The 14,119-nt window shown below is 73.1% G+C and carries 14 protein-coding genes; 3 read left to right on the top strand and 11 right to left on the bottom strand.

Annotated elements, in window-relative coordinates; translation table 11 throughout:
- Positions 1–31 precede the first annotated feature (31 nt).
- A complete protein-coding gene (locus tag AC6CKD_RS25850; protein WP_498330315.1) occupies positions 32–472 on the bottom strand; it encodes an ATP-binding protein in 441 nt (146 codons plus the stop codon).
- Between the two features lie 101 nt (positions 473–573).
- Complete coding sequence (gene bldG / locus AC6CKD_RS25845) at positions 574–915, bottom strand: anti-sigma factor antagonist BldG (protein ID WP_243339893.1); 342 nt, start codon at positions 913–915, stop codon at positions 574–576.
- An 81-nt stretch (positions 916–996) separates the two neighbouring features.
- Between bldG and AC6CKD_RS25840 the strand changes: the two genes are divergently transcribed.
- Complete coding sequence (locus tag AC6CKD_RS25840) at positions 997–3,486, top strand: DEAD/DEAH box helicase (RefSeq protein ID WP_498330313.1); 2,490 nt, start codon at positions 997–999, stop codon at positions 3,484–3,486.
- A 291-nt stretch (positions 3,487–3,777) separates the two neighbouring features.
- Here AC6CKD_RS25840 and AC6CKD_RS25835 read toward each other — a convergent pair whose 3' ends face one another.
- The 7 genes from AC6CKD_RS25835 to ssd all read right to left on the bottom strand — a co-directional run bounded on the left by AC6CKD_RS25835 (position 3,778) and on the right by ssd (position 8,867).
- On the bottom strand, positions 3,778–4,140 hold the full coding sequence (locus AC6CKD_RS25835) for an Rv3654c family TadE-like protein (protein ID WP_498330311.1): 363 nt from the start codon (positions 4,138–4,140) through the stop codon (positions 3,778–3,780).
- A complete protein-coding gene (locus AC6CKD_RS25830) occupies positions 4,137–4,490 on the bottom strand; it encodes a TadE family type IV pilus minor pilin (protein ID WP_498330310.1) in 354 nt (117 codons plus the stop codon). Before AC6CKD_RS25830 ends, AC6CKD_RS25835 begins: the two co-directional genes overlap by 4 nt.
- Positions 4,477–4,641 carry a DUF4244 domain-containing protein gene (locus AC6CKD_RS25825; RefSeq protein ID WP_498330501.1) on the bottom strand — a complete coding sequence of 55 codons (165 nt, stop codon included), beginning with the start codon at positions 4,639–4,641 and terminating at the stop codon, positions 4,477–4,479. Before AC6CKD_RS25825 ends, AC6CKD_RS25830 begins: the two co-directional genes overlap by 14 nt.
- Before the next feature lie 218 nt (positions 4,642–4,859).
- The gene (locus AC6CKD_RS25820; protein ID WP_498330308.1) at positions 4,860–5,636 is read right to left on the bottom strand and encodes a type II secretion system F family protein; all 777 of its coding nucleotides are present in this window, start codon (positions 5,634–5,636) and stop codon (positions 4,860–4,862) included.
- The gene (locus AC6CKD_RS25815) at positions 5,636–6,505 is read right to left on the bottom strand and encodes a type II secretion system F family protein (protein ID WP_498330306.1); all 870 of its coding nucleotides are present in this window, start codon (positions 6,503–6,505) and stop codon (positions 5,636–5,638) included. Before AC6CKD_RS25815 ends, AC6CKD_RS25820 begins: the two co-directional genes overlap by 1 nt.
- Positions 6,506–6,516: 11 nt before the next feature.
- The gene (locus AC6CKD_RS25810) at positions 6,517–7,665 is read right to left on the bottom strand and encodes a TadA family conjugal transfer-associated ATPase (RefSeq protein WP_498330304.1); all 1,149 of its coding nucleotides are present in this window, start codon (positions 7,663–7,665) and stop codon (positions 6,517–6,519) included.
- Entirely contained in the window at positions 7,662–8,867 is a 1,206-nt protein-coding gene (ssd, locus tag AC6CKD_RS25805) for a septum site-determining protein Ssd (RefSeq protein ID WP_498330500.1), read from the bottom strand. Before ssd ends, AC6CKD_RS25810 begins: the two co-directional genes overlap by 4 nt.
- A 490-nt stretch (positions 8,868–9,357) precedes the next feature.
- Between ssd and AC6CKD_RS25800 the strand changes: the two genes are divergently transcribed.
- Positions 9,358–10,227, top strand: a complete 870-nt coding sequence (locus AC6CKD_RS25800) for an HAD family hydrolase (RefSeq protein ID WP_498330302.1) — start codon at positions 9,358–9,360, stop codon at positions 10,225–10,227.
- Between the two features lie 388 nt (positions 10,228–10,615).
- Here AC6CKD_RS25800 and AC6CKD_RS25795 read toward each other — a convergent pair whose 3' ends face one another.
- On the bottom strand, positions 10,616–11,479 hold the full coding sequence (locus AC6CKD_RS25795; protein ID WP_498330300.1) for a Fic family protein: 864 nt from the start codon (positions 11,477–11,479) through the stop codon (positions 10,616–10,618).
- Positions 11,480–11,588: 109 nt separating this feature from the next.
- Between AC6CKD_RS25795 and AC6CKD_RS25790 the strand changes: the two genes are divergently transcribed.
- Positions 11,589–12,599 (top strand): ATP-binding protein, encoded by a 1,011-nt coding sequence (locus AC6CKD_RS25790; RefSeq protein ID WP_498330299.1) that lies wholly within the window; start codon positions 11,589–11,591, stop codon positions 12,597–12,599.
- Here the strand turns inward: AC6CKD_RS25790 and AC6CKD_RS25785 are convergent.
- Positions 12,553–13,902 (bottom strand): polysaccharide deacetylase family protein, encoded by a 1,350-nt coding sequence (locus tag AC6CKD_RS25785; RefSeq protein ID WP_498330297.1) that lies wholly within the window; start codon positions 13,900–13,902, stop codon positions 12,553–12,555. The genes AC6CKD_RS25790 and AC6CKD_RS25785 overlap by 47 nt on opposite strands.
- Positions 13,903–14,119 lie beyond the last annotated feature (217 nt).

Raw genomic sequence — 14,119 nt, 5'->3', positions numbered from 1 at the left:
CGGCCACCCGGCTGAAGCCGTCTCCGGTCGGCTACGGCAGTTCGGAGGTCCGCGAGACGGGCCAGCTCATCCGGATGGTCCCGCCGTTCTCCCCGCTGATGACGTCGACGTCGTCGACCAGGCCGCTGATCACGGCAAGGCCCATCTCGTCCTCGCCGTCGACATCGGGATCCAGGACGGCGTCGATCCCCGGCACGGCGACATCCGGGCCACCGGCCGGTCCCGGCACTTCGTCGCTGACCGCGATGGAGAACACCTTCTCCTCGTCGGTCAGCACCACCAGGACGGGTGCGGTCAGCCCATTGGTGCGGTGCAGTCCGACGGCACGCGAACAGGCCTCGCCCACGGCGAGGCGGACCTCGTCGAGGACGGCTTCCTCCACACCGGCCCGGCGCGCCACGGCGGCCGCGACCAGGCGGGCCGTCCGGACGTGTTCGGGCTGGGCGCTGAAGCGCAGTTCAACGGTGGCCATGCGCGTCCCCCTCGGACTACGGGCGTGCCTTACAGGGGCCCGGACCGCTTGTGGCCCGGTACCCCCCGCTCCATCATCGGCCGTTTCGCCGCCGAGCGCCGTCAGTCGGTGGCGTTGACGGCGTCTTCCACCGAGTTGTGGATCGGAAACACCTTGGTCAGACCGGTGATTCGGAAGATCTTCAGGATGCGCTCCTGGTTGCAGACCAGACGCAGCGAGCCCTCGTGCGCGCGGACGCGCTTGAGGCCTCCCACGAGCACACCAAGCCCGGTGGAGTCGAGGAAGTCCACTCGCTCCATGTCGACAACCAAGTGGTAGCTGCCGTCGTTCACCAACTCGACCAACTGCTCGCGCAGCTTGGGCGCGGTATACACATCAATCTCGCCACCGACCTCCACGACCGTACGGTCGCCGACAGTGCGAGTCGACAGGGACAGGTCCACGGATCCTCCAGCACCTTGCTATCGAGCGGCGCCCCCCAGGGGCCTCCCCACCCGGAGGTAGGAGAGGGATTGGCTGCCGCGATGGCATTCAATCACTTACCGGCAGGCGCGCACGACGCCTTCCGACCATTGTCCCGCACGCCGGTGACACACTCGGTTCCAATGGCCAACACTCACCGTCCCGGTCCGCCCACGGCACCCGAGGACGTCAGACCCACCCCCGGCACGGTCCTGGACCGGCTGTCACGGGGGCCTTCCCGGGCTGCGCGCATCACCCATACGGAGCACTTGCCCCCTCGAGAGGGTCGTCATGCGGTCTGGCCCGATCGCATCCGAACTGATGTCGTAGCCGCGATTCAGGCCGCCGGGATCGACCATCCGTGGGAACACCAGGCCTCGGCCGCCGAGCACGCCCTCGACGGGGAGTCCGTCGTCGTCGCCACGGGCACCGCCTCGGGCAAGTCGCTGGCCTACCTGGCGCCCGTGCTCTCGGCCCTCGCCGACGGGGCGGAGGCGCCCAATGGCCGGGGCGCGACCGCCCTGTACCTGGCCCCGACCAAGGCCCTGGCCGCCGACCAGCGCCGCGCCGTGCGGGAACTGGCCGAGCCCCTCGGCAACGCCGTCCGCCCCGCCGTCTACGACGGGGACACGCCGTTCGAGGAACGCGAGTGGGTGCGCCAGTACGCCAACTACGTCCTCACCAATCCCGACATGCTGCACCGGGGGATCCTCCCGGCCCACCCGCGCTGGGCCTCCTTCCTGCGGGCCCTGCGCTACGTCGTCATCGACGAGTGCCACACCTACCGGGGCGTCTTCGGCTCCCACGTCGCCCAGGTCCTGCGGCGGCTGCGCCGTCTGTGCGCCCGCTACGGCTCCGATCCCGTCTTCCTGCTGGCCTCCGCCACCGCGAGCGATCCGGCGACCGCGGCGTCCCGGCTGACCGGCCTGCCGGTGGTGGAGGTCTCCGACGACGCCTCCCCGCGCGGCGAGGTCGTCTTCGCCCTGTGGGAGCCGCCCCTGACCGACCTCAAGGGCGAGCGGGGCGCACCCGTGCGCCGTACGGCCACCGCCGAGACCGCCGACCTCCTCACCGACCTGGTCGTGCAGGGCGTCCGTACGGTCGCCTTCGTCCGCTCCCGGCGCGGCGCCGAGCTGATCGCGCTGATCGCCCAGGAGCGGCTCGCCGCCGTGGACCGCTCGCTGCCCGGGCGGGTCGCGGCCTACCGCGGCGGCTACCTGCCCGAGGAACGCCGGGCCCTGGAGCGGGCCCTGCACTCGGGCGACCTGCTCGGCCTGGCCGCTACGACCGCCCTGGAGCTGGGCGTGGACGTCTCCGGCCTCGACGCCGTCCTGATCACCGGCTACCCGGGCACGCGCGCCTCCCTGTGGCAGCAGGCAGGCCGGGCCGGACGCTCGGGCCAGGGCGCGCTGGCCGTCCTGGTCGCCCGCGACGACCCGCTGGACACCTACCTGGTCCACCACCCCGAGGCCCTCTTCCGGCAGCCCGTGGAGGCCACGGTCCTGGACCCCGACAACCCGTACGTCCTGGCCCCGCACCTGTGCGCGGCGGCGGCCGAGCTGCCGCTCACGGAGCCCGACCTCGACCTGTTCGGCCCGGCGGCACGCGACCTCCTCCCCCAGCTCGAAGCCGCGAAACTGCTGCGCCGCCGGGCCACTGCCTGGCACTGGACCCGCCGGGAACGGGCCTCGGACCTCACCGACATCCGGGGCGGCGGCGGACGCCCGGTCCAGATCGTCGAGGCCGCCACGGGCCGGCTGCTCGGCACGGTCGACGAGGAGGCCTCCCACAGCGCCGTCCACGACGGTGCGGTCCACCTCCACCAGGGCCGCACGTACCTCGTGAAGCACCTGGACCTGGAGGACTCCGTCGCGCTGGTCGAGGAAGCCGACCCGCCGTTCTCCACCACGGCCCGCGACACGACCGCCATCTCCGTCCTGGAGACCGAGACGGAGATCGCCTGGGGCCGGGGCAGGCTCTGCTTCGGCTCCGTGGAGGTCACCAACCAGGTCGTCTCCTACCTGCGCCGCAAACTGATCACCGGCGAGGTGCTCGGCGAGGCCAAACTGGACCTCCCGCCCCGCACCCTGCGCACCCGGGCCGTGTGGTGGACGGTCACCGAGGACCAGCTCGACGAGGCCCGGATCAACCCGGAGATCCTCGGCGGCGCCCTGCACGCCGCCGAGCACGCCTCCATCGGCCTGCTCCCGCTCTTCGCCACCTGCGACCGCTGGGACATCGGCGGGGTCTCCGTCCCGCTGCATCCCGACACCCTCCTCCCGACGGTCTTCGTCTACGACGGCCACCCCGGCGGTGCCGGCTTCGCCGAGCGCGCCTTCCACACGGCCCGCGCCTGGCTGACGGCGACCCGCGACGCGATCGCCGCCTGCGAGTGCGAGGCCGGCTGCCCGTCCTGCATCCAGTCGCCCAAGTGCGGCAACGGCAACGACCCCCTGCACAAGCGCGGCGCCATCCGCCTCCTCACCCACCTCCTCTCGGAATCCCCGGCCCCGCCCCCGACCCCCACCCCCACCCCGCCAGCGACTCCCTGAGCCCCTCCGAACCACCCGGACGACCACCCGGGCCGGAGCCGCCGGGCCGGGGCCGCCGGGGTGGCGCCGCGGGCCGGGGCCGCCGAGGTGGCGCCGCGGGCCGGGGCCGCGTCCGCGATTGGCTGGAAATCGCCCCTAGTGCCGCTCCGACACAGGCCCTGGCCGTGGCAACCGGCCCGGACCACGACCCGTACCCCGGTCCCCGGCGCCCAGTGAACGGCCCGCTGGGGCCCCTCGGCGTAGCCGCGGTTCCGTGGGACCCCGCCCCGGGGCCCCGGCCCCGGGGGCCCCTCACCGGGGCTCCCCGGGCAGCGGCGGGCCCGCGCGGGAGCCCAGCTCCGGTCCGAAGGGGCCCGTCGGGGCGCGGGCGGTGACCTCCGCGACCTCACCGGTCACCAGGCACTCGGTGACCCGCGCGCCCTGCGCCACCGCCACCCGTACCGCCGCGGCGCAGGCTGCCTCGGGGCCGTGGGCCCAGCTCACCGCCGCCGCGAGGGCGGCCAGGTCGGCCGCCGCGGCCGCCCGGTGCCGGGAGACCACCGCCTGCCCGAGCAGGAGCACCCCGCCGAACACCGCCACCAGCACGGTCGCCACCACGACCCCCCACACCGTGGCCGAGCCGCGGTCCCGCGCGTCCACCCGCGCCCCGGTCACGGCGGCGGTCCCACGGTGTCCTCTGCCAGGGCGGCGGCCAGGGCGTTGAGGCGGACGGGCAGCGCGGCCGGGCCCGGGGCGGGGGCGGAGACTCGGACCCGCCACAGGTCACCGGTCCGCGAGAGCTCCACCCGCGCCCCGGGCGGAGCCGCGGCCACGGCCGCCGCCACCGCCGCGTCCGCCGGCTCCGACCGGGCCGCCGCCCGGGCACCGGCCCGAGCGGCGTCCACACACCGGATCTGTGCGGCGGCCGCCATCAGCGCCCACACCAGCAGGGCCGCGAACAGCACCAGCGCCGGAATCACCAGGGCCGCCTCCGCCGTCACATATCCGCGGTCAGAACGGCGCATCGAGTGCCTTCCCGATGGTCGACTGAAGTGCCGTCGAGACCAGTTCACTCGTCACCACCTTGTACAGAACAGCCGCGAACGCACACGCCGCGATCGTGCCCATGGCGTATTCGGAGGTGGACATTCCCGCGTCGCCCCCGCGGCCCCTCATTCCCGGCCGTCCCGCGCGTCCCGCGCGTCCCGCCAGTCCCACCAGTGCCGTCCGCACGCGAAACCAGATGATCGACATGACAACCTCCCGTTGATTCGGCTTTTTGACGTGATCTCAGATGGTCATTTCAAGTGGCCCGTTCAGCCCGTTCGGCCCATTCAGTCGGCCATTGGGGTGATCGATTAGGCGCCCCCTCGGATCGCCCTTCTCGTAGACCTTCAGGTGCCGGAAAGGAGACCGGAGGCCATTCCGATCACCACGGGCGCCACTCCCAGCGCGAGGAAAGCGGGGAGGAAACACAGGCCCACCGGCGCGGTGACGAGGACCGCCGCCCGCTGTGCGCGGGCCCCCGCCCGGCGCGCGCGGTCCGCCCGGAGCGTCGACGCGAGCCGGGAGACCGGTTCCGCGGCGGGCGCCCCCGTGCGCGCGGCGCGCTCCAGGCACTCGGCCAGGGCCCGCGCTCCCGGTATCTCCGCCAACCTCCCCCACGCGGCGCCCGGTTCGCCACCGAGCCGCAGCTCCGCCCCGGCCATCGCCAGCCGTTCACCCACCGGGCCGCCCAGCGACTCCCCCACCGCCTCGGCGGCGTCCACCGGCCCGGCCCCGGCCGCCAGGCACGCGGCCAACAGGTCGGCGGCGAAGGGAAGCTGCCGCTCCGCCTCCGCGAGGTCCACCCCTGCGGCCGGCCGTCGCCGCGCGAGCCACCTGCGGAGTGCGAAGCCCGCCGCGCAGCCGGCCGCTGCTCCCGCGAGCCCGCCGATCAGCACCCAGGCCGCCGCGAGCGCTCCGGCCGGCCCGGCCCAGGCCGCCACCGCCGCCCGCAGCCGGGGCCCGGGCAGCGGGTGCCTGCGCGCCGCCTCCACCGCGAGCAGCCGGGTGAGCCGTCGCCGGGCCGCCCGCTCCCTGATGCGCGCCGCCGCCGCCGACACCGCCCACAGCGCCACAGCCCCGAGGCACAGGGCCGTCCCCAGCCTGTGGATCGCGAAGCCGTCCATCACCGCTCCCCGACCCGTACGATCCGCCGGCACCACAGCAGCCCCAGCGTTTCCAGCACCGCGCCCGCCAGCAGGCAGCCCCACCCCACCGGCGTGTGCAGGAGCACCCGCAGCGGATCCGCCCCGAGCCCGGTACCGATCAGCAGGCCGACCCCCGGGAGGAGGGCCAGTACCGCCGTCGTCGACCTCGCACCCGTGAGCTGGGTGCGCAGTGACTCCTCCCGGTCCCGCTCGGCCCGCAGGGCCGCCTCCAGCCGGTCCAGTCCGGCGGCCAGCCCGGCGCCTCCGTCCACCGAGACCCGCCAGCAGGCAGCCATCGCCGCCAGCCCCTCCGCGCCGGGCTCCCGCGCCGCCTGCCGCAAGGCCGCGGCCACGTCCCCGCCGAAGGCCGCGGCCGCCAGGACCCCGGCCTCCGCGGCTCCCGGCCCGCCGGGGCCCGACACCGTCCGGCGCATCGCCTCGGTCAGCGCCTGGCCGGGCTGCGCACCGGCGCGCAGCTCGCCCACCACCGCTCCGCACAGGGCCACCACCTCGGCGGCCCGCGCCGTCCGGGCCCGGGTCCGCTCCCTGGCCCGCAGCCACCGGCGCACCAGCGGCACCGCCGCCGCCCCCGCGAGCAGCGGGATCACCGACCCGCCCAGCAGCGCGAGCGCCAGCCCGGCCCCCAGGCAGGCCCACTCCCGGATCCGCGCGGCCCGGACCCGGACTCCCGCCACCAGCCGCTCCCAGGGCGCCGGTGCGGCCGGTACCGGCGGCCCCGCCCCGGTCAGCACCGCCCTGGCCCGTCGGGACACCCGGTCGGCCCCGGCCAGCGCCCAGGCGGCCGCCCCGGCGCACAGCACCCCCGCGAACACCGGCAGCGGTGCCACCGCCCCGGCGCTCACCGGGGACCCGCGAGCAGCGGGCGCAGCCGCTCCCAGCCCCGGTCCCGTACGAACCCACGGGCACCCCAGCGCAGCGCCGGAACGGTGACCACGAGTCCGGCGGGATCCCGCTCCAGGACGTGCACCTCGGCGACCCGGCGCCGGCCGGCCCGGTCCCGTACGAGGTGGACCACCAGGGTCAGGGCCGCCGCCAACTGGCTGTGCAGGGCGGCCCGGTCGAGCCCGGCGGCCGACCCGAGGGCCTCCAGCCGGGCCGGCACATGGGCGGCGGCATTCGCGTGGACCGTGCCGCAGCCGCCTTCGTGGCCCGTATTGAGGGCGGCCAGCAAGTCCACCACCTCGGCGCCCCGGACCTCGCCGACGACGAGGCGGTCCGGCCTCATCCGCAGCGCCTGGCGGACCAGGTCGGCGAGGGTGACCTGGCCGGCGCCCTCCTGGTTGGCCGGCCGGGTCTCCAGCCGGACCACGTGCGGATGGTCGGGCCGCAGCTCGGCCGAGTCCTCGGCGAGCACGATCCGCTCCCCGGGGCCGACCAGTCCCAGCAGGGCGCTGAGCAGGGTGGTCTTGCCGGTGCCCGTCCCGCCCGAGACCAGAAAGGACAGCCGGGCCCGCACCATGTCCCGCAGCAGCCGCTGCCCGCCGGGCGGCAGTGTCCCCGCGGCCACCAGCTCCTCCAGCGTGAAGGCGCGCGGCCGCACCACCCGCAGGGACAGGCACGCCGATCCGACGGCCACCGGAGGCAGTACGGCGTGGAGCCGGGTGCCGTCGGGCATCCGGGCGTCCACCCAGGGCCGGGCGTCGTCGAGCCGGCGCCCGGCGACGGCCGCGAGCCGCTGGGCGAGCCTGCGCACGGCGGCGGCGTCGGCGAAGGTCACCCCGGTCAGCTCCAGCCCGCCGCCGCGGTCCACCCACACCCGGTCGGGGGCCGCCACCAGGACGTCGGTGACCTCGGGGTCGGCGAGCAGTGCCTCCAGCGGGCCCGCGCCGACCAGTTCGGACCTCAGTTCGGCGGCGGCACCGAGCACCTCCGCGTCGCCCAGCAGACGGCCCTGGGCCCGCAGGGCCGCCGCCACTCGCGCCGGGGTCGGCTCCGCCCCGCTCTCGGCGAGCCGCTGGCGCACCGCGTCGAGGAGTACGGCGCTCATGCCGCCACCCCCTGGCCGGAGCCGAGGGCGCGCTGCCAGAAGCCGTCGCAGAAGCGGGCGAGGGCGCCCCTGCCGTGCGCTCCCGGGGGCTCGCCCTCGGCCACCCGGCCCGGGAGCCCCACTTCGACCGGCACTTCGCCGGCCAGCGGCACCCCCAGCAGCCCGGCGACGGCCTCCGCGTCGAGCCCGCCGGGCGCAGGGCCCCGTACGACCACGCGGACGTCGCGGGCCACCATCCGGACTCCGGCGGCCACCCGGCCGGCCGCGGCCACCGCCCGCAGCTCCCCCCGCACCACCATCAGCACCAGGTCCAGCTGCGCGAGCACCTCGGCCACGGCTTCGTCGACCCGGCGCGGCAGGTCGACCACGACGACCCCGCCGCGGCGCCGCGCCGCGGCCACCACCGAGCGCATCGCGGCGGGCGGCACCACCACCCGGTCCCCGCGATCCCAGCTGAGCACCCGCAGGGCGTGCAGCTCGGGCAGGGATTCCGCCAGGGCTCCGGCGCCGACCCGGCCGCGCGAGGCGGCGAAATCGGGCCAGCGCAGCCCTTCGGCGGCTTCGCCTCCCAGGAGGACGTCCACACCGCCGCCGAGGGGGTCTCCGTCGATGAGGATGGTCCGCTCCCCGGCCTTGGCGGCCCGCAGGGCCAGGGCGCAGGCGAGGGTGGATGCTCCGGCGCCGCCGCTGCCCCCGATCACCCCGACCGTGAGGGCGGGGCGACCGGCCCCCTCCACCACATCGGCGATCCGGTCGACGAGCCGGCTCTCGGCGTCGGGGAGGGTCAGCACCTCCTCGGCGCCGATCTCCACCGCCCGCTGCCACACGTGGGGGTCGTCCAGGTCCCGGCCCACGAGGAAGACCCCGTCCCGCCGGGGTGCCCCGCGCACCCGCCGGGCGGCGTCGTCGCCGACGAGGACGAGCGGTGCCGATTCCCAGCCGACCCCCGCAACCGCCGCGACACCCGCGATACCCGCGGCGCGCCCGTCACGCCGGTCACGCCGGTCACGCCCGTCGCCACTCACACGCTCGGCTCCGCTTTGCTCGGGCACCGCGTGGTGCACATGCGGCTCGGCTCCAGCGGCGGCGCACAGCCGCAGCAGGTCGTCGAGCAGCAGGGGGTCCTCGGTGATGATCAGCGGACGTCCCCCGGCGGCCACAGGCCCGCCGACACCGGGATTCGGCCCGCCCCCGCCCGACACCGCGAGATCCCGGACTTCACACGACTTCGATCCAGCCACGATCTCCGCCTCCTTCTCACCGCAAATCCAGCGCCGCGGACTTCGCGGCCGGAATCACCGTGACGGGATCGGAGAAAAGAAGTGGATCTTGCTCTAAAACCGTGGACATCCGCCCCATTGTGAATAACCCCCTCACCCCAACAGGTGAGTTCCGGAGCGCGTCGGAACGACTACGCACCGTGATGAGTTCGGGAGGTGAGGGCCTTCGACGCGCAGACCCCTCGAAGACGAGGAGGCCCGAGGAATGATCACTTGGGGTCGAAAGCAGGGACGCGAACCGCGTCCGGACATGCGACGACCCCCGCCGGGGGGGAGAGCGGGGGTCGTCCCCACGGTCCGACTCGGGGGGGGAGGAGCCAGACCGGGTTAGCACGGTCGCGAACGATCCGTGACTTCCATGGTGTACCCGAGAGGCTTCTCAGGCAAACCCACGCGCCGCACTTTACGCCGAATGGTGGGCGCATATGCTCGGGTCGTGGAAAATCAGCCCTTGCCGCACTCCTTGCCTCGCACCGCAGCCTTCTTCGACCTGGACAAGACGGTCATTGCGAAGTCGAGCACTCTGACGTTCAGCAAGTCCTTCTACCAGGGCGGCCTGATCAACCGAAGGGCCGTGCTGCGCACCGCCTACACGCAGTTCATCTATCTGGCCGGCGGCGCCGACCACGATCAGATGGAACGGATGCGGGAGTACCTGTCCGCCCTCTGCAAGGGGTGGAACGTACAGCAGGTCCGGGAGATCGTCGCCGAGACCCTGCACGACCTCATCGACCCCCTGATCTACGACGAGGCCGCCTCCCTCATCGAGGCCCACCACACCGCGGGCCGCGACGTGGTGATCGTGTCCACCTCCGGAGCCGAGGTCGTCGAGCCCATCGGCGAGATGCTGGGCGCCGACCGGGTCGTCGCCACCCGGATGGTCGTGGGCGAGGACGGCTGCTTCACCGGCGAGATCGAGTACTACGCCTACGGCCCCACCAAGGCGGAGGCGGTACGGGAACTCGCCGAGTCCGAGGGGTACGACCTCGCGCGCTGCTACGCGTACAGCGACTCGGCCACCGACATCCCGATGCTGGAGGCGGTGGGACACCCGCACGCGGTCAACCCCGACCGGGCACTGCGGCGGGAGGCGGTGGCGCGCGAGTGGCCGGTGCTGGTCTTCAACCGACCGGTACGGCTGAAGCAGCGGCTGCCCGGACTGTCGATGCCCGCACGGCCGGCCCTGGTGGCCGCCGCCGCGGTGGGCGCGGCCGCGGCCACCGCCGGGCTGGTCTGGTACGCGAGCCGGCGGCGCGCACTGGCGGCCGCCGCACTCCGCTGACCTGCGCGAACATCGGATGTCCGATACATCCTGAATCGCACCGGAAAGCAAAGAAATGCGGCCAGGGGTTTCGCTCCACCCCGAAGCGGAGTACAAAGGAATCAAGGCCCGCGAGACCAAAGAACATCCGAGAGGATCATCTTTAAAACGCAGTATGGCCCACGGACCGAAGCATGAACGCCGAGCACCCACGCGACGTCGACCCGTCGATTACGGGCCAGCCGCACCAGGTGACGGGCAAAGCTCCCGACCTGATGGGCAATCATCGAGGACGCTTGGTAACTGGGCGTAAATGCCAGCGGCGACACCAGAGCAGTACGGTGTCGCCGCAACCCATGTCCGGCCCCGTCAGGCCCCGGCGGCCCCCCTCAGGCCGCGCCAGATCCCGTCAGGCCGCGCCGCGCTGGAGCGCCTCGCAGACCGCCGTCGACTCCCGCACCCCGAGCTCGATCGCACGGCCGCAGTGCGCGATCCAGGCCGACATCCCCTCCGCGGTCCCGGAGACGTAGCCCTTGAAGGCCTCCACATAGGCCTCGCGACCCTGTTCCGCGTGACCGACCTCCGCCGGACAGATCGCCTTCGGGTCCAGGCCGCTGTTGATGAGCACGATCCGCTCCGCCGTCCGCGCCACCAAGCCGTTGTACGAGCCGAACGGACGCAGCGCGAGCAGTTCGCCGTGCACCACCGCCGCCGTGATCAGCGCCGGAGCGGAGCCGCCCGCGATGATCAGGCGGGAGAGCCCGTCCAGCCGGCCCGCGACCTCCTGCGCGTCGGGCAGGGGCAGGTCGATCAGCGGCTCGTCCACCGGCTCACCGGCCAGGCGGGGCCGGCCGACCACGTCGCCGTCGGCCGTGGAGCCCGAGGCCACCAGATGGAGCCGCGCCAGGACCCGTAGCGGCGACTGGCGCCAGATGCTCAGCAGTTGGCCCGCCTCCGCCGTCAGGCGCAGGGCGGCACCCACCGTGCGCGCCTCGGGCTCCGAGCCGAAATCGCTCCGGCGGCGGACCTCCTCCAGCGCCCAGTCGGCCCCGGACAGCGCCGCGCTCCCGCGGGCCCCGCGCAGCGCGGCCTCCGAGGTGATCTCCCCGGCGCGGCGGCGCATGACGCGGTGGCCGTAGACCCGGTCCACGGACTTGCGTACGGAATCCACGGACTCGGCGACGCCCGGCAGACCGGCCAGCGGGGCGAGCGGGTCGGCGGCGCCCCCGGCGGAAGAGGCGGAAGAGGCGGCGGAAGCAGAAGCGCTACTCATAAGTAAGGAGCCTACGCACTGCTCCCCCATAGCACCGACCCCTCCTTGGAGTGGTCTTCTTCACTCAGGCATACAACCCAAAGCCACCGACCCACTACCCTTCGTGAACATGAAGATCGCTTTCGTGGGGAAGGGCGGCAGCGGCAAGACCACGCTGTCCTCCCTTTTCATCCGCCACCTCGCCTCGAACGAAGCCCGTGTCGTCGCGGTGGACGCCGACATCAACCAGCACCTGGGCACCGCGCTCGGACTCAGCGAGGACGACGCCTCCTCGCTGCCCGCGCTGGGCGCGCACCTGCCCCTCATCAAGGACTACCTGCGGGGCTCCAACCCGCGCATCGCCTCCGCCGACACGATGATCAAGACCACTCCGCCCGGCACCGGCTCCCGGCTGCTGCGGGTCGACGAGGACAACCCCGTCTACGACGCCTGCGCGCACACCGTGACGCTCGACGGCGAGCCCGTGCGCCTGATGGCGACGGGGCCGTTCACCGAGTCCGACCTCGGCGTGGCCTGCTACCACTCCAAGGTCGGCGCGGTCGAACTCTGCCTCAACCACCTCGCCGACGGCCCGGACGAGTACGTCGTCGTCGACATGACGGCCGGTTCGGACTCCTTCGCCTCCGGCATGTTCACCCGCTTCGACGTGACGTTCCTGGTCGCCGAACCGACGCGCAAGGGCATCTCCGTCTACCGCCAGTACAAGGAGTACGCGCGGGACTTCGGGATCACCCTCAAGGTCGTCGGCAACAAGGTGCAGGGCCCCGAGGACATCGAGTTCCTCCAGGACGAGGCCGGCGAGGACCTCCTGGTCACCGTCGGGCAGTCGGACTGGGTGCGGGCGATGGAGAAGGGCCGGCCGGCCGCCTTCGAGCTACTGGAGGCCACCAACCGGCTGGCCCTGCAGGCGCTGCAGGACGCCGCGGACGATTCCTACGCGCACCGGGACTGGGAGCGGTACACCGAGCAGATGGTCCACTTCCACCTGCGCAACGCGGAGAGCTGGGGCAACGCGAAGACCGGGGTCGACCTGGCGGAACAGGTCGACCCCGGTTTCGTCCTGCGGGAGCTGCTCACTCCTCGTTCTGACTCGCTTCAGCCGGCTCCTCAGCCGGCTTGACCCCGGCGGGGGCGGCCGGCTTGGCCGGCGGCCCCGCCGTCAGGAAGGTGTTCCAGCCCGCCTTCGGCGCCTCGCCGACGTCGAGGGTGCGCATCCACTCCACTACCTTCGGGTCCTGCGCGTCCAGCCAGTCCACCAGCTCGCGGAAGGGCACGCAGCGGACCTCCTTCTGCGTGCACATGGTCTTGATGGAGTCCTCGACGGCGCGCATGTAGGTGCCGCCGTTCCAGGATTCGAAGTGGTTGCCGATGATCAGCGGCGCGCGGTTGCCCCGGTAGGTCCGCTCGAAGGCCTTGACCAGGCCGTCGCGCATCTGCTGACCCCAGTACGCGTGCTGCGAGGGATCGCCCTGCGTGGTCGTACCGGACTGGTTGACCAGGTAGTTGTAGTCCATGCTGAGCGTTTCGAAGGCGCGGCCGGGCATGGGGACCAGCTGGAGCGGGATGTCCCAGAGGCCGTCCGTCTTCTTCGGCCAGATCTGCTTGCTGATGCCGCTGGAGTCGTAGCGGAAGCCGCCCATCTCCTTCGCCGCCAGCATGAAGTTCTTCTGGCCTTCCAGGCAGGGGGTGCGGGCCCCGATCATCTCCTTGTCGTAGTCGAACGGGAGCGCCTCCATGCCCTTGAGGGCCGGTGAGTTCGTCTTCCAGTTCTTGACGAACGACTTCGCCTGGTTGATCTCGCTCTTCCACTCCTCCACGGACCAGGTCCCGACGCCGCCGTCGGGTCCGCAGAAGTGGCCGTTGAAGTGGGTGCCGATCTCGTTGCCCTCCAGCCAGGCCTCGCGCACCTGGAGAGCCGTGTCCTTGATGCCCTGGGGGTCGCCGAAGCCGATGTCGGAGCGGCCCGGGGAGTGCTGGGGCGCGGTGTAGAGGGAACGCTTCTCCTCCGGGAGCATGTACACGCCGCTGAGGAAGTACGTCATACGGGCGTTGTACTTCTTGCCCACCTCACGGAAATGCGAGAAGAGCTTCTGGCTGTCTTCTCCCGCCCCGTCCCACGAATAGACGACGAACTGCGGCGGCTTCTCGCCGGGCTTCAGCTTCTCCGCCTTCTGTACGTTCGGCTGCAGGCCCGTGTACGAGGTCGAGCCGTCCCCGATGAGCCGCTTGACGCTGCCGGGCGCCGGGCCCTCCGGCGCGGCCGCGCCCTTCTTGGCCGCCTGACCCCCAGGGGCCGGACGGTCGGCGGGTTCCGAGGTGCTGCACCCGGCCGCGCCCAGGACCAACGCCGTCGCGACCAGACCGCCGCCGATCCTCAGCGTCGCGGCCCTTTTCGTGGCACCCCTCTTCGTGGTGGCAGTCATCCGCCGCACCTCTTCCCTCGCAGTTCCGTCGCAGGACTTCCGCGCCGCAACGTCCCATGCGGTCCGTTTTAAGGAAGGTGTGACAAGCCGTACTAAATGCCTATTCACTCGTGAGCGCTAATTTCTAGGCCATTTGCCCGTATTACCTACCACCGGCCTTTACTCTCCATTACCGTTCGTTTACCGAGTGTTGAGAATCCCGCCGCTTCACCCCTCC

Source organism: Streptomyces sp. GQ60 (genome assembly GCF_059758875.1).
This window is presented reverse-complemented; position numbering and strand designations above follow the sequence as displayed.

Bases quoted from the DNA above. Each gene is read 5' to 3' on its own strand.
- AC6CKD_RS25810 (WP_498330304.1), bottom strand. From the start codon at position 7,665: ATGAGCGCCGTACTCCTCGACGCGGTGCGCCAGCGGCTCGCCGAGAGC.
- AC6CKD_RS25785 (WP_498330297.1), bottom strand. From the start codon at position 13,902: ATGACTGCCACCACGAAGAGGGGTGCCACGAAAAGGGCCGCGACGCTG.
- AC6CKD_RS25800 (WP_498330302.1), top strand. From the start codon at position 9,358: ATGGTGGGCGCATATGCTCGGGTCGTGGAAAATCAGCCCTTGCCGCAC.
- AC6CKD_RS25790 (WP_498330299.1), top strand. From the start codon at position 11,589: ATGAAGATCGCTTTCGTGGGGAAGGGCGGCAGCGGCAAGACCACGCTG.
- AC6CKD_RS25795 (WP_498330300.1), bottom strand. From the start codon at position 11,479: ATGAGTAGCGCTTCTGCTTCCGCCGCCTCTTCCGCCTCTTCCGCCGGG.
- AC6CKD_RS25840 (WP_498330313.1), top strand. From the start codon at position 997: ATGGCATTCAATCACTTACCGGCAGGCGCGCACGACGCCTTCCGACCA.
- AC6CKD_RS25850 (WP_498330315.1), bottom strand. From the start codon at position 472: ATGGCCACCGTTGAACTGCGCTTCAGCGCCCAGCCCGAACACGTCCGG.
- AC6CKD_RS25830 (WP_498330310.1), bottom strand. From the start codon at position 4,490: ATGCGCCGTTCTGACCGCGGATATGTGACGGCGGAGGCGGCCCTGGTG.
- AC6CKD_RS25825 (WP_498330501.1), bottom strand. From the start codon at position 4,641: ATGAGGGGCCGCGGGGGCGACGCGGGAATGTCCACCTCCGAATACGCC.
- AC6CKD_RS25820 (WP_498330308.1), bottom strand. From the start codon at position 5,636: ATGGACGGCTTCGCGATCCACAGGCTGGGGACGGCCCTGTGCCTCGGG.